The sequence below is a fragment of the Rhodococcus sp. PAE-6 genome, from assembly GCF_025290685.1.
Classification (GTDB): Bacteria; Actinomycetota; Actinomycetes; order Mycobacteriales; family Mycobacteriaceae; genus Rhodococcus; species Rhodococcus pyridinivorans.
On sequence record NZ_JAOCLZ010000021.1, the window covers coordinates 1 to 17926 of the forward strand.

The following is a 17926-nucleotide window of genomic DNA, read 5'->3' on the forward strand; positions in this document are numbered from 1 at the left end:
GACGAAGGTCAGCCCATCGAGGTGGAACTGCCGGACGTAGGGGAGGACGTGCTCACCGAGCAGGCCGACTCCACGGTTGAGCAGTGGCAGTCCTCCGGCCCGGTCGGACAGGCCGCCGCCGACGCAGTCCGCAACGTCGTGCAGACCGCTCCGCAGGTCGATTCCCAGGTCCGTGAGTGGGTCAAGGTCCAACCCGGTGGTGAAGGCGTGATCGCCGGTGTGGACAACGCACTGGACACCTTCTTCGGCGGTTCGGCCGGCACTGCCGCCGAGATGATCTCCACCGCGATCGGCGACGGCATCGTGCCGGCCTGACCTGCTCGACCAGCTTTCGGTGGGGGCGGGCACGCCCCGCCCCCACCACCCGACGACGGAGGACACTTTGTCGACCGACAATCGAGGAACACTCTTCCCGGACGTGACCGAGCACTACGGGCCGCAGCCGACTCCGACCGAGACCGTTGCGACCGGATCGCTGCACTTCCCGATCCCGGACGAGACCATCGCCGACGCGGTGGTGGCATCGGACCTCGAACCGGTCGATGCCGACGTGGTGATCCAGACCGAACTCGAACCGATTCTCACCGCCGACACCACCGGCGAGCCCGATCCCGACGTACCTTCTCTCCCCGATCCCGGGGCCCACGACCCTGCCGACAACGGCGATGCCGCAACCGAGGTCGATCCCTATGCCGATGCCCCGGACTGGGTGCACGTCCACATTCCGCGAGGTCCGCTGGTGATCTCGCAGCGCAGCCGTGGGGGTCTCAAGTCCGCGATCGGCCGTGCCCGCCCTCCCCGGCCGACTCCGGCCCCCGAGTCGGCCGAGGCCCCCACCAGCGCCCCCGCCGTGCCGGTCACCGACACCGCTGCCGCTGCTCCCGCGAAGCCGGGCGGCGATCGGTCCCGCACCTGGATGCTCGTCGGCGGCGGTGTCGCCGTGCTGGCGGTGGTCTCCGCTGCGGTGGTGACCGCGATGACCGGCAGCACCGACGAACCACAGGCGCCGCCGCTGCCGTCCTCCTCGGTAGTGGCCTCGCCCTCGACCACCCCCTCGACGACCGCGACCGCGGCGCCGCCGCTGTGGTGCGCCCCGGTCGACGAACCCGACCGGATCGTCGGCAACGGCCCCGGTGGACGCGAATCCGGCCCGGCGGTGATCCAGGCATTCGAGCACGCCTACTACGTCCAGCGCGACGGCAAGGCAGTCGCAGAGCTGATGGTCCTGCCCGGCAACGATATTCAGAGCTTCATCGACGCCGTTCCGGCCGGGACCGAGCACTGCGTGACCGTGCTGCCGACCGAGGACCCCAACCGCTGGTCGGTCGATGTGCTGCTCAAGTTCCCGCCCGTGGGAGACGAAGGCATCCACAAGCAGTGGATCACCACCATGCCCGCCGACGGCGGGTTGACGATCGCGAACGTGGAGAATCGATGAACAACGTTGTTGCATTTCGCCGTAGCCCGAAAATCGAGCAACCCGAACACCTCTCGGCCATCGTGGTGGCCGGCTCCGGGGGAGCGGCCGCGACCACGACCTGCCTCGGCCTGGCCACCGCCCTGCGCCTGGGAACCGATGCACAGGTCGCGGCGATCGACGGCACCTTCGGCGGCGGAAACCTGCTCGACCGCGCCGGGGTCGAACCGATCGATTCTGCGCGGGCGATCCGCCAGCTCGGCTCCCGTATGGCCCTCAGCACGGCCGGTGCCGTGGTCGTCGGACACGGCGAATCCTCGGATTCGGTGCTGGTGGACAGCCTTCTCGCCGATCGGCATCTGGCCCGCCTCCACGATGTCGGAACGGCGTTGCGCTCGCGCCGTCTGGCTCCGCTGATCGACGCCGGTGCCGCGATCGTCGTCGTCGCCCCGGCCCGATCCGAGCCGCTGAGCCGGATGCGCGACGGCCTCGAATGGCTGATGCGCACCTACGGATCGGACGTGCTCTCCCGCACGGTGGTGTCGATCTCGCACCAGCTTCCGCAGCGCCTGGTCGATCTGACCCCGATCCGGCAGGCGTTGGCCCCGCTGACCGCCGGGTTCGTCGAAGTGCCCTTCGATGCGAGCCTGGCTCGCCCCGGCACCGTCGACCACCGGCACCTGTCGGTCGACTCGATCGACGCCTGGACCGACGTGCTCGACGCCCTCGGCCGAGTCGAGGCCGGCCACCACGACACCGACCACCGGGCCGGGACCGAGGAGCTGGCATGAGCAGCAGAGAACGCATCAGCGTCGAGGTGCGGGTCGATCCGTACCCGGTGGCTGCGCCCGGGCCGGCGGTGTGGCTGCTCGGCGCGCACGGCGGGGCCGGGGTCTCCACCCTCGCCCGGTACTGGGACTTCGCCGAGGATGCGCGGCATCGGTGGCCGTGCGGTGACGCCCGGGAGACCGAATCGCCGTATGTGGTGGTGGTCTGCCGGGAAACCATCCAGGGCCTGTCCAGTGCCCACGATCTGATCCTCGAGCACCGCAACCGCGGGTTGGCGTGCGAGCTGCTCGGCCTGGTCACCGTGGCGAACGCGCCCGGTCAGCCCCCGAAGGAGGTGCGTCAGCTGCGCTCGATCGTCACCGGCGCGGTGGCTGCGCACTGGGCGATCGGCTGGCACCGCTTCCTGGCCTCGGCGGCCCGATCGAGCCTGCCCACCTGGCGCGCCCTCGACGGCGTGCCCATCCAGACCAAGGGAGCAGTCATCGACGTTCCCGAGGACGTGATCGCTGCCGGCGTCGGCATCATCACGGCAATCCAATCCAGCCTGCCCGCCTTGTGGTCGGGGCAGTAAGACACGGAGGACACGTCATGCTTCAGACCGTCGTGGACGTTGCGTATCTCGCACAAGGTTCGGTCAACTTCGACATCAACCCGGAGGTGCCGCCGGGCGCGAACGGCCTGCTCAAGCTGCTGAACTGGCTGCTGTGGGGCGTCACGCTCGCGTGCGTTGCGGCCCTTATCTTCTCGGGCGGCAAGTTCGCGTGGGAGAAGTGGCAGCACGGCTCCGGGGACTCGCCGAAGATGCTCGTCGGATCGCTGGTCGGCGCGATCGTCGCCATCTCCGCCAACCAGATCCTCAGCGCCGTCACCAGCGCGGCATAGAGGCGGGGCGATCGATGCAGGTGTTCGCACAGGGCGTGGTCAGCCCGCCCCCCGACGTCCTCGACGGTCTCCAGACTCTCCTGGGGTACGCGGCCGGGATCGTTTTCCTCCTGTGTGTGGCCAAGGTGATCTTCGTCGGCGGACGGCTGGCCTGGGACCACAAGCACGGGGCCGGCCTCGAATCCCCCACCGCCGCGGAGTTCCTGGCGGCGAACATCGGCGCGCTCCTCGCCGGCGGTGTGGCCGCCACCCTCGCCACGATCCTGCTGGCCACCGCCCAAGGGCCCCAAGCCCACCAGGTCGGAGGCGGCCATTCCCCGACCGTCATCGAGCAGCTCGAACAGATGCAGCAGCAACAGCAACAGCAATCCGGCAACGAGGAGAACGAACGATGAGGCGTCGATGGGCGCGAGCAGCAGTGGTCGCGGTGGCGCTGGTGGCCACCAGCTGCGGAGGATCGCACACCCCCGAGTCCGAGCTGTCGATCACCGATCCACCGCAGATCAACCGGTGGATCACCGTCGGCGGGATCGAGGTGCCGATCGGCACCACCGACGGCCCCAGCAACGGTGAATGGGAACCCTTCGCCGGATTCAGCCACACCCCACAGGGAGCGGCGCTGGCGGCGATCACCCAGTCGGTGCAGCTGGCCACCGCCTCCGACCGCACCTGGCCCCAGGTCCTGGCCGGTGTAGCCGCACCCGGCGAAGGCCGCGACCTGTACGCCGCCCACCGCGCCCTGGTGGAGATGTCGGGAACCGACCCCGAGATGGTGCCGACCATCGTCGGCTACACCATCGCCGACTACAGCGACACCGCAGCCACCGTCGGTGTCGTGCAGCGGTTCTCCGACAACTCGCTCGCCTCCGCGACCACCCAGGTGGTGTGGATCGACGACGACTGGCGGCTGAACCTGCCCAGCGAGACCGCCGCCACCATCACCGCTCTCGACGGCGTGCCGTCGGAGCTGGTCGATCTCGAGGAGACCCGCAAGTGACCGAGCAGAACACCACCGACTCGACCAACGAGAAGAACACTCCCTCATTCGAAGCCGAGAACGAACGCGCATCGTCGGCAACCAAACTCACCATCGGATTGGCGGCCGTGGCCGTCATCGTCGTCGTCGGTGTCGTGGTCAGCCTCGTGATGGTCTTCCGAGGCGAGGACGCCGAACCGCTGGTTTCTCTCGATCCGACCACCGGCAGTGGCGCCACCGCTCAGGTCGAGGGCGGTCTGTTCGAGCCGGACCCGGTGTTCGACCGGTTCGAGCGCGTTGTCTACGTGCCGCTCGACCCGAACGGGGTGATCTTGTCCGAGACCCTCGCAAGCGGGAACCGGCCTGCCGATCAGGCACCGAGCGGGGTGATGCTCGAGCGCATCCACGGCAACATGGATCTTCCGTTCTCGACCTCCGACGGTCCTACCGGGTTCACCGGCAACGGCGTGGCCACCGGCTTCGCGCGCACGGCGCAGGGAGCAGCACTGGCCGCAACCCACTACCTCTCCTACCTCCTCAGTGGAGACAACCGCGCCGAGATGGTCGCGGAAGCAGGTCACTCGTCGGACCCGACCCTGCTACTGGAGGGCGTGAGAGTGCCCGACAACACGGGGGTCTCGGCGGCGCCAATGGTCAAGGTCAATTTCAACCCAGACCTGTCGCTGGTCAAGTTCGGTGTCACCGTCGAGCGGTCCAACGGAGCGACCGAGATTCAGGTGACGAAGATTCCGATGGTGTGGCGTGAAGGCACCGGATGGGTTGTCCAGCTGGATTCTCCGGCCTTCAGCAGCGATTTCGAGCCGCTGTCCTCCGAGGGGTGGGAGCAGTGGTGGTGAACCGCGGCGTGCTCGCCGGTGTGTTCCGGCTGCTCGCCGTGCTCTGCACCGTCGCAGTGGTCGGCATCGGCGCAGCGGGCGTGGCCCTGGCACAAGAAACGGCTCCACCGGGGGACTCGTCCAGCGGCAACTTCGACAGCACCGAAGCCACAGGCGAGAGCGAGAACAATTCTGGGTTTGCCTGGGAAGAAACCCTTCTCGGGGGCGCTGCCTGTGCCAACCCTCTTGCGGCTGCCGCCAGCGGAGCACTCAATGCCTTCACAGACGCAGACGTCCCGAGTTGCGCGGATGCAGCCGGCAACATCGTCGATGCCGGAACAGGGGCGATCGCGGACGGCATCAATGATGCGGCTGCGGGCGCGGTCGAGAAGACGGCGCTGTGGATCGGCAACGCGGGTGTTGCGGTCTTGAAGTTCGCGCTCGGATGGTGGATCACCAGCACCGAGATGGACGGAGACACCTTCCAGAGGACCGTGGCGACGGTCAACGACTACACCTTCTACATCCAGGTCGCGGCCCTGTCGTTGTCGCTGATCCTGCTCGGGGGCCGGCTGGCACTGGCCCGATCCGGCGCGATCCGCGACACCTCAGAAGAGGGCCTCAGACAGATGGCCCGTGCGGCGGTGCTCGCCGGGGGAGCATCGACGCTGATCGTGCTCGGCACCGAACTGTCCGACCAGATTTCGGCCTGGTTCATGGACAGTGCGGTCGGCTCCGATCCGTCCCGCCTGGCCGAAGCGATGGTGTCGATCTACCTGTACTCCGGTCCGGCCGGTGTGGGCCTGCTGTTCCTGATCGGCATCATCGGCATGCTCGGCGGGTTGATGATGGCGTTCTTGATGCTGCTGCGCACCGGCATCCTCGTGCTCATGGCAGCGGCGCTGCCGATCGCGGGCGCGGCCGGAGGCACTAAGGTCGGCAGCCAGGCATACGAGAAGATGCTGGCCTGGACGATCGCGTTCCTGCTGGTCAAACCGGTCGGAGCGTTCGTGATCGGGGTCTCGGCGATCCTGTTCCTCGAAGCCACCCCGACCATCACCGACCCCGAGAACGGCGACGGGTTCATGGCCCTGTCCGGGGTCATCACCTTGTGCGCTGCGGCGCTGGTGCTGCCCGCACTGATGCGACTGATCGTCCCGAACGTCGGCGCACTCGGAGGCGGCGGCAGCGGCCTGGCCGCAGCCGCCGGCGCGGCCGCAGTCGGCGCGAAGGTCGGCGGAATGATCGCCACCGGCGGTGCCAGCGGCGCAGCATCCGGCGCGGCGACCACCAGCACCACCTCATCGAGCATCTCGAATTCTCCGAGTGGGGCTACCCCGTCGGGTTTCGGGGCCGCAGGGGGTGCCGGGGGTGGACAGGCAGGCGGCAATCAGAACGGAACTCCGTCCGCCAGTGATGGCAGCGCCGCCGTCGGCAGCGGTGGCCCGCAGGGCAACGACTCGGGCACCCCCGGCGCCGCTGCGTCCGGCAGCTCCGGCGCGGGCGGTTCCGGTCACTCCGGCTCCGATGCGCCTGTGGCGACAGGGGCCGGCCACCAGTTCAACCGAGGGGGCTTCGAACAGTGAGCAACGAGCCGACATTCAACACCTACGGCAACTGGCGCCGGCCCCGCAGCACCGGCCTGCTCGGAGCCACCTTCGGCACCTCGATCGCCGGGATCGCCGCCGCAGCTGTCGTCATCATCGCGGGCCTGTTCTTCGGCATGACGGTCGCATTGCTGCTGGCCATCCCGGTGATCGTCTGCTTCATTCCCCTGGTCATCTCCCGTGACGGCCGCTCCGGCTACGAAAGGGCACTGATGCGACTGCAGTTCTGGCGTGGCCGCCGCCGCGGTGAGCACGCCTACGCGTCGGGCACGTTCTCCCGCGTTCCCGGGCGGGCCTACCGTCTTCCCGGCGTGCTCGGCGAGACCGAGCTCTACGAAGGCATCGACTCCGACGGGCGCACGTTCGGCATGATCCACATGCCCAGCAAGAGCGCCTACACCGTCGTCTTCGACGCCTACCCCCAAGGCGCCGAAGCCGTCGATCAGGACGTGATCGACCACTATGTCGGCAACTGGGCGCAGTTCCTGTCCGGGGCCGGTGAGACCTCGGACATCCTCGCGGTGGTCACCACCGTCGAGACGCTGCCCGAGACCGGCATCGAGCTGTACGAGACGGTGCACCAGAATACCCGCGCCGATGCTCCGCAGCTGGCCCGCGATGCGGCCTACCAGCTCGCCACCGGCTTGACCTCCGGCGGTATCCGCCTCGCGGCGAGGATCGCGATCACGTTCGAGGCCAAGACCACCGAACGCAAACAGGATCCCTCCGAGCAGGCCGTCGAACTCGGCCGGCGTCTGCCCGCCCTGACCGCGGCCGCGGCACGGTCCGGTGTGCCGTGCTCGCCGATGGATGCCGACGAAATCATGGCGTTCGTGCGCCGCTCCTACGACCCGGCCTCGCTCGTCGATGTCGAAGCCGGCCTGTATTCCGGCGAGGGCACGGGGTTGACCTGGGAGGACTGCGGTCCCCGTACCGCCCTGGAAAGCGCCGACGGCGGCAAATACGTCCACGACGGCGCGGTGTCGGTGACTTGGGAGATGCGTGAAGCCCCCAAGGGCGCGGTGACCGAACGGGTGCTCCAGCGCCTGTTGGCCCCGAACGAGGCGGTGCCGCTCAAGCGGGTCTCGGTGATCTACCGCCCGCATTCGGCCGGGGAAGCCACCGACATCGCCGACAGCGACTACCGCAACGCGATGGCCGAAGCGCACGGTGGGTCGCTCAAGAACGGATCGATCGGTTCGGCGAAGTCGCAGATCGAGCTGGCAGCTACGGCCCAGGCCCGCATGGAACAGGCCCGCGGTGCCGGGATGGTGCGCTTCGGGGTGCTGGTGACCGTGACCGAACCGGCCGGAAGCTCCGATGTGCCGAAGATCGACGCCCTCGTCGAAGATCTCTCGCGCCAGAGCCGGCTGACGATTCGCCGGTCGTGGTGCTGGCAGGCCGCCGCGTTCGCCACCTCCCTCGGGGTCGGGGTCATCGCCCCCGACCACACCACCATTCCCAGCTTCCTCGGCAACTGACACACGCAAAGGGCTACAGGCATGAGTGCACGCAACGCCACGAGATCATCGCGGCTGCTCACAGCGGAGAAGATCGCCAAGACGCTGCTGTCGGACGAGGAGCTCTCCCGCCTCGAGGAGCAGGCCGCCACCGCGACCGGACTCAAGAAGGCATGGAAGAAAAGCCTGGTCACCCGCCAGCACAGTCGCCGGGCCACAGTCGAGCGGCTGACCCGGATCAGCTCGGACGGATTCGACCGGGACCTGGCCGACCTCGATGCCCGCGGATTCGACGGTGCCGGTGGGGGCCGGATGTCCACGGTGATGGCGCCGGTGGAATACCGGGGCACCTCGGTTCAGGTTGCCGGGATCTATCCGTGGATCGTCGGGGCGAAGGCTCCGCTGCTGGGTACCCCGCTGGGTCGGCATCTGACCACCGGCGCGGCCGTGGGTTTCGATCCGCTCTACGCCTGGAAGATGAAGGCGATCACCGCCCCGTCGTGTTTCATCTGCGCGCTCAACGGTTTCGGCAAGTCGACGCTGCTACGGCGCATCGCTCTCGGCGATATTGCGCGAGGCACGTTGGTGCTCGTGCCCGGTGACGTCAAGCCGGATCTGCGGGTGCTCGCCGAGCAGGTCGGCGGGCAGGTCAGCGAGGTCGGCTACGGCACCGGCGCGATCAACCCGCTCGATCGCGGCCCGATCGGCGACGCGATCGCACAGCTCCCCGCCGGTTCCCTCGAACGGGAGAAGGCCGAGTTCGCGCTGCACGCTCGCCAGCTGAACATGATCTGTGCGCTGCTCGAGATCGTCCGCCGCGGCCCGCTCGAGGACTTCGAGGAAACCCTGCTGGCCTCGGCGATCCGGCTGCTCTACGCCCCCGGCTCGCGGTTCGACAACGATCATGCGGCCCGGATCGAGGATCTGCTGACGCTGATCGCGGCCGGCCCCGAGGAGCTGAGGGACGACGCGGTGGCCGACACCGACGAGGAATACCGCGGTCAGATCAAGCCGCTGCTGCGCTCGCTGCGCGCGCTGGTCAAGGGCCGGTTCGGGGAGACCTTCAATCGGCACAGCACCGTGCGGATCGATATCACCAAGCCGATGGTGGACCTGGACATGTCCTCCGTGCCGCCGGGGGACGAGTTGATGCGGGCCGCTGTGCTTCTCGCCGGCTGGAACGAAGCGTTCGCGGCGGTGGAGGCGGCGCACATCCTGGCCGACAACAAGGTGCCCGGCGCGAAGTCGATCGCGGCGCACATCATCTTGGACGAGGTCTGGCAGGTGATCCAGACCGGCAGCTCGGCGGTGGCGCGCCTGGACGCGGTGCAGCGCTTGCAGCGGTCGATGGGCGTGGCGATGACACTGGTCACCCACTCGCTCGCCGACTTCGAAAAGGTCGGCGCCCTGGGCATGATCGAACGCTCCCGCGCCCGGATCATCGGCCCGGTCCCCGACGCCGAACTCGACCGCCTCGCCCACTTCATGAAGTTCTCGCAGGCAGAACGCGCGATGGTCACCGGCTGGGCCAACGACACCACCTCCTCGGTGGACGAGAAGAAGGCACTGCGCCAAGCCCGCCGCAAGGTCGCCGGCGACGACAGCACCGGCGCAGTCGAGAGCACGCGCACCGCGGCCGGTGTCGGGCACTTCCTGCTCAAACTCGGCGAAGGCGCGACACCCGGCACCCCGTTCAAGGTGTGGGTGCCCCAGGCCGAACGCGACTCCGGGATTCACGACACCGACGCCCGGCTGCGGGCCGCCGACGAAGACCGGGGCACGGAGTTCGCCGCATGAGCCGGCGTCAGCGTCCCGGCACTCGCCGATACACCCTGGTCGACGACCGCACCCGTGAGGCCGTGATCGAGGCGGTCCTGGGGCGCATGCAGGCCGGGGACAGCTTCACCGCCGCCACGCGAGCTGCCGCGACGCAGCTCGATGTGGCCGAAACGACGGTGCGGGGCTGGGTCACCCGCTCCGGCCGTCGCCCCCGCCGCACCGAACGCGATGTCGCCGCGTTGGAAGCGGAACTGGCGCTGGCGCAGGAGCTGAACCGGGCATTGGCGCGGGGGCACGGGGTCGTGATCGAGGGTCTGAGCCGGCGGTGAACGACAAGGGGGGCACCGGCCTGATCGCGCTCATCCTGGCGCTCACACTCATTCCGTTCTTCCTGCTCCTCGTCCTCGTGATGGGGATCCAGGACGAACAAGACCGCCGCGTCGGCACGAGCTGCCTCGGACCCGGCTCCGGCCTCGGATCCGGCGACAAGCTCGCACCGACGGGCTCGTTCATCAAGCCGGTCGATCCCTCCGCCGTCACCTTCACCTCCGGATTCGGCCCGCGCTGGGGCACCGAGCATCAGGGCATCGACCTGGCCGGAGCCATCGGCACCCCGATCTACGCCTCGGCCGACGGGGTGGTGCGAGGTGCCGGTCCCGCCAGCGGGTTCGGGCAGTGGGTGGTGCTCGATCATGTGATCGGCGGTCAGCTCGTGTCCACCGTGTACGGGCACATCGACACCTACACCGTCGCCGTCGGGGAGCAGGTCCGCGCCGGTCAGCAGATCGCCACCCTGGGCAACCGGGGGGAATCGACCGGTCCGCACCTGCACTGGGAACTCTGGCCCGGCGGCTGGGGCACCGCAGCGGTGGATCCGCTGCCGTACTACGACTCCGCTCCCGCACCGGGACAGTCCTCGGCCGGGCCGCCCACTGCGGTGCCGTCCACCCCACCGGAAGGGAATCTGGCGCAGCCGTTGCCGCCGTCGGCCGGCTCCGAGCAGGGCCTGCAGGTCGATGCGAAGAAACTCGCTCGGGCAGCCCACCTGAAGTTCGGCGACCGGATCGCGGGCCTCGGCGGGTGGCGCGCCGACGGCGGCTACGCCACCGACCACACCGAAGGCCGAGCCGTGGATGCGATGATCCCGAACTACCGCTCCGGCGACGGGGTAGCTCTCGGCGACGAGATCACCGACTACATCCTGGCCAACGCGGAGTTCTTCAATGTCGAGTACGTGATCTGGCGGCAGACCTACTACCCCGTCGGCGGTGCCCCGAGCCTGATGGAGGACCGCGGCAGCGAAACCGAGAACCACTTCGACCACGTGCACATCTCCGTCCGGGGGCAGGGCACCGACGAGAGGTTGGTGTCGTGGGGATCGCTGCCCGGTGGCAGCGGCAACGCCACCGCCGCGGCCGCCGACTGCCTCGTCTCCGGCGAAGGCGTCGGTGACAGCCTCGCCGACGGCACCGTGCCGGACGAGTTCGTGCCGTGGCTCGAGCGGGCCGGGTCGATCTGCCCGCAGATCACACCCTCGCTGCTCGCCGCGCAGCTCGCCGCCGAAAACGGCTTCCGCCACGGGGACACCGCCCCGGTGTCGGTCACGGGAGCGAGGGGACCGGCCCAGTTCATGCCCGGCACCTGGGCGGCCTACGGCCAGGACTACGACGGCGACGGGAAGGTCGATGTGAACAGCATCGGCGATGCGGTCATGGCCCAGGGCCACTACATGTGCACCATCGCCGACACCATCGACGGCGCGATCGCAGACGGCAAGGTGTCCGCGCCGAACGGGCGCACCGAGCTGTATCTGGCCGGCTACAACGCCGGTGAAGGCGCGGTCCTGGCCTCCGGGGGGTTCCCGACCGGGCACACCGACTACGTGGTCCAGACCCGCCCCTACGCCGACACGATCCTCGCCGCCGAACCGCAGTACCGGGCGATGAGCAACCAGTGAAAGGAGGTAAGCCGGTGAGGATCACACGAGTGACCGTCGCGGCGGTGGGCACCGCGGCCGCCGTCGTGCTGGCGGGCTGCGGCAGCGACACCACCGACGGTCAGCAGCACACACACGAGGGCAGCGACGACCACCACGTGCTCGAGCCGCTCTCGCCCCGGCAGATCGACGCCGAACAGACCGCGAGCACGGCCATGGGGATGGTCCTGTCCTGGCAGCCCGCGATCGACGAGAGCAAAGCCGACGCCCTGATCCGGGCCACGGCGTATCTCGGCGGGGACCTGCTCGCCGTCGCCGAATCCGGCACCCGCGCTTCGGTGCGCCCGGATGCGGACTGGCAGCAGTGGGCCGCGGCGAAGGACGCGGTGAGCGCCACCTGTGTGCGGGCCGACTCGACTCCGGCCGCCCCGAAAGGGATGCGCACCCTCGTCGTCGACGTGACCTGCACCCAGACGGTGCTGCACGCCAGCGGGCGCAGCACCCGCCTAACGCCCCAGACCTGGCGCACCACCGTCACCCGCACCGACGACGGGTGGCGGCTGACCGACTACCGATACCAGCAGTAGAAGGGGCGCACGAGACATGGCACAGACACGACGCGACCGGCCCCGCCCCTCCTCCAGCGCCGACGAGGTGTTCCTCACGGCGTTCCCGTTCGTGGTGGTTGCGGCGTATCTGCCGACGATCGCCTATAACACCGGTGGGGGAGAGCACCCCACCTGGAATCCGATCGGCCTGCTGTTCGCCCTGGCGCTGGGATCGACGAGCTGGCCCGCTGGGGCAACCATCGTCCTGATCCTCGAACTGGTCCTGGTCGCAGCTCTCGCCGGGGCCGGCTGGTGGGCGCTGCGCCGGTTCGGGGTGCTCGAGACGCTCGCGGGCACGCGGTTCGAGAAACGCATCGACCGCCTCGCCCGCACGATGGTCGATCCAAGGGAGGTCGACGAGGCCGACCCGACGTACCTCGCCGCCAGCGCCGACCGGCTCGCCCCCGCGATACCGACAGACCATCCCGGCTATCTCGGCATCCCCCTCGGTCATACCGTGGTCGGGGGTCGCACCCTGCGCATGACCTGGGAATTCGTGGCGATCGCCTTCGCCGGCGCCCGGATGGGCAAGTCCGCATCGTTCGCTATCCCGGCGATCTGCCACGCCCCGGGGGCGGCGCTGGTGGCGTCCAACCGGGGCGACGTCTACTCGCACACCGTCGGTCTCCGCCGCACCGCGGGGCGGGTGTGGATCTTCGACCTGCAGGGCGTGACCACCGGCAACCGACAAGAACGCGCGACGTTCTGGTTCGATCCGCTGCGCACCGTCACCGACCTGCCGTCCGCGGCGGCGGTGTGCGGGTACTTCATCTCCGCCGCCACCGACCCTGGTGCCCGGGTCGATGCCTACTTCGACGGCAACGCCCGCGACCTGTTCGCCTCCTACCTGCTCGCCGCCGCCCTGGCCGGCGGGGACATCCGGCACGTGGTCGAGTGGCTGACCCACACCCAATCGCAGATCCCCCCGGCCGTGCTCGACCAGCACGGCTACCCGGAGCTGGCGCGCACGATGCGCGGCAAGCAGGCCGTCAACGCCAAGCAGCGCGACGGCTTCTACGACATGGCCCGCCGCTTCCTCGCCCCGCTGGACGAGCCTCGCTACGCCGAGGCGGTCCTACCGAACCGGCAGGTGGTCATCGGCACCGACACCCACGGCCGGGTCACCGTCACCCCCGGCCGGCACGTGCACGATCTGCCGGAGTTCATCGCCGCGGAATTCGTCACGGGCACCGACACGATGTACGCGCTGTCCAAGGACGGCCCCGGCTCGTCCTCGGCGCTCTCGAGTGCCCTGGTGGGTCAGATCCTTTCCTGCGCGGAGGAGTACTCCGAGCGGCAGGACTCGGGGCGGATGCCGCTCCCGCTGACCGCGGTGCTCGACGAAGCGGCCAACATCTGCAAGCTCGAAGACCTGCCGCGCTGGTACTCGCACTTCGGCGGCCGCGGGATCATCCTCATCACGTTCTTCCAATCCCCCTTCCAGGGCGAGAAGGTCTGGGGCCGCGGAGCCTTCCAGGCCATGGTCGATGCGGCCAGCGTGACCTGGTACGGCGGCAACGTCGACGACGACGCCTTTCTGTCCGGCCTGGTCGATGCCGTCGGCACCCACTACGTCGACACCGAATCCCGCAGTCGCCCCGCCGGCTTCTTCGCCGGCGGCCAGGCGAGCGTGTCGAACAACTGGCAGAAGGAAACCATCTTCGAGAAGCGGGACCTGCGGGCCCTGCCGAAAACCCGTGCCCTGGTGACCATCGGTGGCGCCACCCCGATCCTGGTCCGCAAGGCCTTCTGGGGCGACTCGTCCTTCGCTGACGCGATCCGCCAGTCGAAGAAGGACAGCAAACAGCTCGGCCCCGCCCACCAGAAGGCTCTGCCTGTCGGTGAATCCGATCGGCCCGTCGTCGTCGCCGACATGGTCATGCCGGCCGACGACCAGAGCGACACCGCACCTGTTCCCCTCGAGCCCACGCCCGAGACTTCTCGTGCCGACCGGCTCTTCCACTCCGAGTTTCTGGCAAAGGACTGACCATGGTCGAGGTCAACACCGCAGCGTCCGACGAGTGGGACACCAGCAACGAAGCACCCGACGGTGATGAGTACGAAGACGAGTACGAGCCGGACGAGGACACCGACGAGTACGACGACGAGGCGGACGCACCTCCGACGAAGGAACCGAAGTTCGCCAACGTCATCGAGTGGGTCAACGGCTACTTCCTGCCGGTGATCCGCCGTCGGATCAGCGACAACGACGGGGGCCGGTCGTGGGACCCGAGATGGTGGGCCTACCCGGAGGTCGTCGCCCGCCTGACCGCGCTGTACCAGGCGTGGGAGGAAGCGCGGGTGTCGGATTCGATGGCTGCGATGTCTTCCTGGTGGATCCAGCACCTCGAACCGCACCTACGCGTCATTCTCGACGGCGACACCGGACCGATGGCCAACGCCAAATCCGACCGCAGCTTCCTGGGCTGGCCGGCCATGCCATCAGATCCTGTGCCTGCCCCCGTCCTCAGTAGGATTCTGAGCCAAGAGCAGTGAACACGTTGCCAAACTCGAGCGGCCATAGAGTGGGGTACTTCTCAAATGCTCAAGTCCTTCAAACTGAAGCCTGAGCAAGCAATATCGGCATATTCAGCTGATATTGCTTGCTCATGAGGAGCGGCATGGGCTATGACCTCACCTCACAGCTGCGCCTGGCTTTTCACTTGCCCAGAGTTCTGAAGACAAGCGCTGCATCTCAGTCTTTCCGCGTGCAAAGTATAGATATTCGGGTCCCATGCGAGCGGAGGACGCAGCCATCCTCCATCCAGTGGTGCAGTGTGCCTGCGACGAGGCGTGGCGGTAGTTTCCTTGCGCTGCCTACTCGTCGAATAGCAGTTCAGGATCGACACCATGCTCAGCTGCTAGGTCGTGAAGAACCTGAGTGGGATCAGGCGGCGCCCAACCATCTACTGCGATGCCATCCGCGATCATGCTTGAAGTTCCTGGCGCGACCCCGAGTAGACCGCTCGGTAATCTCGATTGGGTGGAAGGGCAAGATTCGGAGCGCATAGATTCGCTCATCCGTGCGCTCGAGATCGATGAAGCTGTGGTCCGCCCCACCATCGAGCGGGTGCGGCAGGAGATTGACTCTTATCGGGCCGCTACGGATGCAGATCTCGAGGGTAGCGTCCGCCGTAACCTCCGACTGTCTGTAGTGACTTTGCGTCAGCGTGAGGTGCCTTCACCCTCGGACATTTGGGAAGCCGAGACAGCAACACTCCAGAGGCTCCGCGCTGGCCTGCCTATCGAAGACATCCTCGCGGGTTTCCGTGTGTCAATCTCATCGATCTTGGACCGTACCGTTGCGCTCGCCGAGGAGTTTGGGCTCCCAGAGCGGGAGATCGTGGAAATGACCGCTCTGCTGTGGAAACTCAGCGATGCGTTCTCGGCGCGCGCGGCGTCCGCCTACCGCCACCATGGGCTTGAGATCGCGCTCGCGGAGCGTCGGCGGCGGGACGCGTGGCTGCTGGATTTGCTGTCGGGAAGTCTCTCGGCCGCGCAGGTGGACCAAGGGGCGATCATGTATCGACTGTCCCGTGACGGCGACTATCGGGCGTTTCGCACCTCCGCGCATTCTGCGGAAGAACTCGAGTCCCTGCGCATCCAGATAGTTCGCGGGCACGGCGAGGGCGAAGCGATGGTCCTGCCGTCGGAGGGACGGCTCATCGGCATACTGAAGGATCCGCTACAGGATCCGCTGCGTGATGTCGCTGACGGCGTCGTGGCGCTGGGTCCCGTGCGGACACTGGAAGCAGTCCCGGAGTCGTTCAGCATTGCAGGCGACGTCCTAGGGGCGGCAGAAGGGCATGTCGAGAACGGCGTGGTAACCGTCGAATCACTCGGGTGGCGCATGGCGGTCTCGCGCATGCCCGCGACCCTGGACGCACTTCGAGAACGATATCTCGCCCCCCTCGAGTCCTCCGGAGCGCTGAGGGATCTGATCCCCGAGGCACTCCGCGCCTACCTGGCCAACGGGCGCAACATTCCCAGAGCGGCCGAGACGCTGTATCTGCACGTGAACACACTGCGATATCGGCTCGCCCGGTTCGAGGAGCTGACAGGGCGTTCGTTGGAGTCTACGGACACCATTGTCGAACTCGCACTTGTCCTCTACTGAACGGCGAGACGTTCGTAGCTAGCTACGAAATACCCGATGCTCCGTTGGCTCCGTGCACGTGGATTAAGCGTGAGCCACATCTCAGACTTGTGGCATCGCACATTCCCGGGCCGACTCCCGCCGCGGTCGTCGAGCCCACCGAGATCGGAGCAATGGTGGCAACTGCACATTCCGACGAGTCGGTGGAGCCCACCAACTCGCCCCCGACACCCCCCGCGCAGGAGACGACCGCGAAGAAGTTCCACCTCAGGCAGCTGCTCGCCGCGTTGGTTGGCCACACTTTGGAGTGGTTCGACTGGTACGTCTACGCGATGCTCGTGGTGTACTTTTCGCCGCAGTTCTTCCCCGAGACCGACAACAGTCTGGTCCCGCTGTTGGGTGCGATGGCGATCTTCGCGGTGGGATTCTTCGCGCGACCCATGGGCGGCCTGGTGATCGGCATGCTGGCGGACAAGTTCGGCCGCAAGGCCACGCTCAGCGCCACCATCATCGGCATGGGTGTGGGCAGCCTGATGATTGGCGTCGCGCCCACATACGCCCAGGTCGGAATTCTCGCCCCGGCAATCCTGGTTCTCGCCCGGTTGCTGCAGGGCGCCTCGGCCGGCGGTGAATACGCTGCCGGGTCGGCATTTCTCATCGAATCCGCGCCGGAGGGGCGCCGCGGGTTCTTCTCCAGCTTCTTCTACGTCGGCGCGACCCTCGCCAACCTCACCGCGATCGTGGTCTCTGCTGTCCTGGCCAACACCCTCTCGACCGAGAACATGGAGTCCTGGGGCTGGCGTCTTCCGTTCATCGCGGGCGCCCTTGCCACGGTGGGCGGCTACTGGATTCGCCGTCGCGCCGTCGAGACCCTGGAGGAAGCCCCCGCCGGAGAAGTCCGCAGGAAAGTCGGAATGTTCGATTTCTTCCGCGAGCACCCCAAGCAGGCCCTCCAGATCTTCGGTCTGACCGCCGCCCCCGCACTGGTCTTCTACATCTGGAGCTCGTTCCTGCCCACGTACGCCAGCATCACAGTGGGCCTCGACGTCAAGGTCGGATTGGTCACCGGCTCCATTTCCCTGGTCGTGTTCCTGGCACTCCAGCCCGTGTTCGGGCTGCTGTCCGACAAGATCGGCCGCAAACCGCTGCTGATCGTGTTCGGCCTGTTCTTTGTCTTCGGCACCGTCCCGCTTCTCAACAACCTCACGGGAAGCTTCACCAGCCTGTTGATCGTCCAGCTCACCGGACTCGTGTTCATCGCCCTGTGGTCCAGCATCTCCTCGGCCATCGCATCCGAACTCTTTCCTGCCCGGTTGCGCGGCTCCGGCATCGGGTTCCCGTACGCGCTGGCCGTGGCGCTCTTCGGCGGCACCGGCCCGTATGTGGCCACCTGGATGGTCGACAGCGGCAACATCGGACTCTTCGGCTGGTACGTCACGATCGTCGCTGTCGTCAGCACCCTCGTGTTCGTCCGGCTGCCGGAAACCGCGCACAAGCCGCTCCCGTGACCAGGCGGACAAGCCACAAATCGCCACGCTAC

At 67.8% G+C, this 17926-nt stretch carries 17 protein-coding genes and 1 pseudogene; all 18 read left to right on the top strand.

Annotation, left to right across the window (positions count from 1 at the left end):
• Nucleotides 1-315 (top strand): annotated as a pseudogene (locus NVV99_RS23835) (insoluble domain protein); the annotation flags it as partial.
• Nucleotides 316-418: 103 nt separating this feature from the next.
• Nucleotides 419-1438, top strand: coding sequence for a hypothetical protein (locus NVV99_RS23840; RefSeq protein WP_260783121.1), 1020 nt, complete (start codon nucleotides 419-421; stop codon nucleotides 1436-1438).
• Nucleotides 1435-2208 (top strand): hypothetical protein, encoded by a 774-nt coding sequence (locus tag NVV99_RS23845; protein WP_260783122.1) that lies wholly within the window; start codon nucleotides 1435-1437, stop codon nucleotides 2206-2208. Before NVV99_RS23840 ends, NVV99_RS23845 begins: the two co-directional genes overlap by 4 nt.
• Nucleotides 2205-2777 (top strand): DUF6668 family protein, encoded by a 573-nt coding sequence (locus NVV99_RS23850; RefSeq protein WP_161997140.1) that lies wholly within the window; start codon nucleotides 2205-2207, stop codon nucleotides 2775-2777. The genes NVV99_RS23845 and NVV99_RS23850 overlap by 4 nt, the downstream gene beginning before the upstream one ends.
• Before the next feature lie 17 nt (nucleotides 2778-2794).
• Nucleotides 2795-3088 carry a hypothetical protein gene (locus tag NVV99_RS23855; protein ID WP_140189217.1) on the top strand — a complete coding sequence of 98 codons (294 nt, stop codon included), beginning with the start codon at nucleotides 2795-2797 and terminating at the stop codon, nucleotides 3086-3088.
• 14 nt (nucleotides 3089-3102) lie between these two features.
• Nucleotides 3103-3483, top strand: a complete 381-nt coding sequence (locus NVV99_RS23860; protein WP_260783123.1) for a hypothetical protein — start codon at nucleotides 3103-3105, stop codon at nucleotides 3481-3483.
• Complete coding sequence (locus NVV99_RS23865) at nucleotides 3480-4085, top strand: hypothetical protein (RefSeq protein ID WP_260783124.1); 606 nt, start codon at nucleotides 3480-3482, stop codon at nucleotides 4083-4085. Before NVV99_RS23860 ends, NVV99_RS23865 begins: the two co-directional genes overlap by 4 nt.
• Complete coding sequence (locus tag NVV99_RS23870) at nucleotides 4082-4921, top strand: hypothetical protein (RefSeq protein WP_017681384.1); 840 nt, start codon at nucleotides 4082-4084, stop codon at nucleotides 4919-4921. The genes NVV99_RS23865 and NVV99_RS23870 overlap by 4 nt, the downstream gene beginning before the upstream one ends.
• Nucleotides 4912-6486 (top strand): hypothetical protein, encoded by a 1575-nt coding sequence (locus NVV99_RS23875; protein ID WP_219130722.1) that lies wholly within the window; start codon nucleotides 4912-4914, stop codon nucleotides 6484-6486. The genes NVV99_RS23870 and NVV99_RS23875 overlap by 10 nt, the downstream gene beginning before the upstream one ends.
• Complete coding sequence (locus tag NVV99_RS23880; RefSeq protein WP_260783125.1) at nucleotides 6483-7988, top strand: SCO6880 family protein; 1506 nt, start codon at nucleotides 6483-6485, stop codon at nucleotides 7986-7988. Before NVV99_RS23875 ends, NVV99_RS23880 begins: the two co-directional genes overlap by 4 nt.
• A gap of 21 nt (nucleotides 7989-8009) precedes the next feature.
• On the top strand, nucleotides 8010-9764 hold the full coding sequence (locus tag NVV99_RS23885; RefSeq protein ID WP_260783126.1) for an ATP-binding protein: 1755 nt from the start codon (nucleotides 8010-8012) through the stop codon (nucleotides 9762-9764).
• Nucleotides 9761-10075 (top strand): hypothetical protein, encoded by a 315-nt coding sequence (locus NVV99_RS23890; protein WP_119699128.1) that lies wholly within the window; start codon nucleotides 9761-9763, stop codon nucleotides 10073-10075. Before NVV99_RS23885 ends, NVV99_RS23890 begins: the two co-directional genes overlap by 4 nt.
• Complete coding sequence (locus NVV99_RS23895) at nucleotides 10072-11703, top strand: M23 family metallopeptidase (RefSeq protein ID WP_260783127.1); 1632 nt, start codon at nucleotides 10072-10074, stop codon at nucleotides 11701-11703. The genes NVV99_RS23890 and NVV99_RS23895 overlap by 4 nt, the downstream gene beginning before the upstream one ends.
• A gap of 14 nt (nucleotides 11704-11717) precedes the next feature.
• A complete protein-coding gene (locus tag NVV99_RS23900) occupies nucleotides 11718-12269 on the top strand; it encodes a hypothetical protein (protein ID WP_119699130.1) in 552 nt (183 codons plus the stop codon).
• A 16-nt stretch (nucleotides 12270-12285) separates the two neighbouring features.
• Entirely contained in the window at nucleotides 12286-14277 is a 1992-nt protein-coding gene (locus NVV99_RS23905) for a type IV secretory system conjugative DNA transfer family protein (RefSeq protein ID WP_119699131.1), read from the top strand.
• Nucleotides 14278-14279: 2 nt separating this feature from the next.
• Nucleotides 14280-14786, top strand: coding sequence for a DUF4913 domain-containing protein (locus NVV99_RS23910; protein ID WP_119699132.1), 507 nt, complete (start codon nucleotides 14280-14282; stop codon nucleotides 14784-14786).
• A gap of 418 nt (nucleotides 14787-15204) precedes the next feature.
• Entirely contained in the window at nucleotides 15205-16407 is a 1203-nt protein-coding gene (locus NVV99_RS23915; protein WP_121209466.1) for a CdaR family transcriptional regulator, read from the top strand.
• Between the two features lie 89 nt (nucleotides 16408-16496).
• The gene (locus tag NVV99_RS23920; RefSeq protein ID WP_260783128.1) at nucleotides 16497-17894 is read left to right on the top strand and encodes an MFS transporter; all 1398 of its coding nucleotides are present in this window, start codon (nucleotides 16497-16499) and stop codon (nucleotides 17892-17894) included.
• Nucleotides 17895-17926 lie beyond the last annotated feature (32 nt).

Excerpts from the sequence above, each read along its gene's own strand:
- NVV99_RS23865 (WP_260783124.1), top strand. The coding sequence starts at position 3,480 with ATGAGGCGTCGATGGGCGCGAGCAGCAGTGGTCGCGGTGGCGCTGGTG.
- NVV99_RS23890 (WP_119699128.1), top strand. The coding sequence starts at position 9,761 with ATGAGCCGGCGTCAGCGTCCCGGCACTCGCCGATACACCCTGGTCGAC.
- NVV99_RS23905 (WP_119699131.1), top strand. The coding sequence starts at position 12,286 with ATGGCACAGACACGACGCGACCGGCCCCGCCCCTCCTCCAGCGCCGAC.
- NVV99_RS23855 (WP_140189217.1), top strand. The coding sequence starts at position 2,795 with ATGCTTCAGACCGTCGTGGACGTTGCGTATCTCGCACAAGGTTCGGTC.
- NVV99_RS23915 (WP_121209466.1), top strand. The coding sequence starts at position 15,205 with ATGCCATCCGCGATCATGCTTGAAGTTCCTGGCGCGACCCCGAGTAGA.
- NVV99_RS23910 (WP_119699132.1), top strand. The coding sequence starts at position 14,280 with ATGGTCGAGGTCAACACCGCAGCGTCCGACGAGTGGGACACCAGCAAC.
- NVV99_RS23860 (WP_260783123.1), top strand. The coding sequence starts at position 3,103 with ATGCAGGTGTTCGCACAGGGCGTGGTCAGCCCGCCCCCCGACGTCCTC.
- NVV99_RS23850 (WP_161997140.1), top strand. The coding sequence starts at position 2,205 with ATGAGCAGCAGAGAACGCATCAGCGTCGAGGTGCGGGTCGATCCGTAC.
- NVV99_RS23885 (WP_260783126.1), top strand. The coding sequence starts at position 8,010 with ATGAGTGCACGCAACGCCACGAGATCATCGCGGCTGCTCACAGCGGAG.
- NVV99_RS23845 (WP_260783122.1), top strand. The coding sequence starts at position 1,435 with ATGAACAACGTTGTTGCATTTCGCCGTAGCCCGAAAATCGAGCAACCC.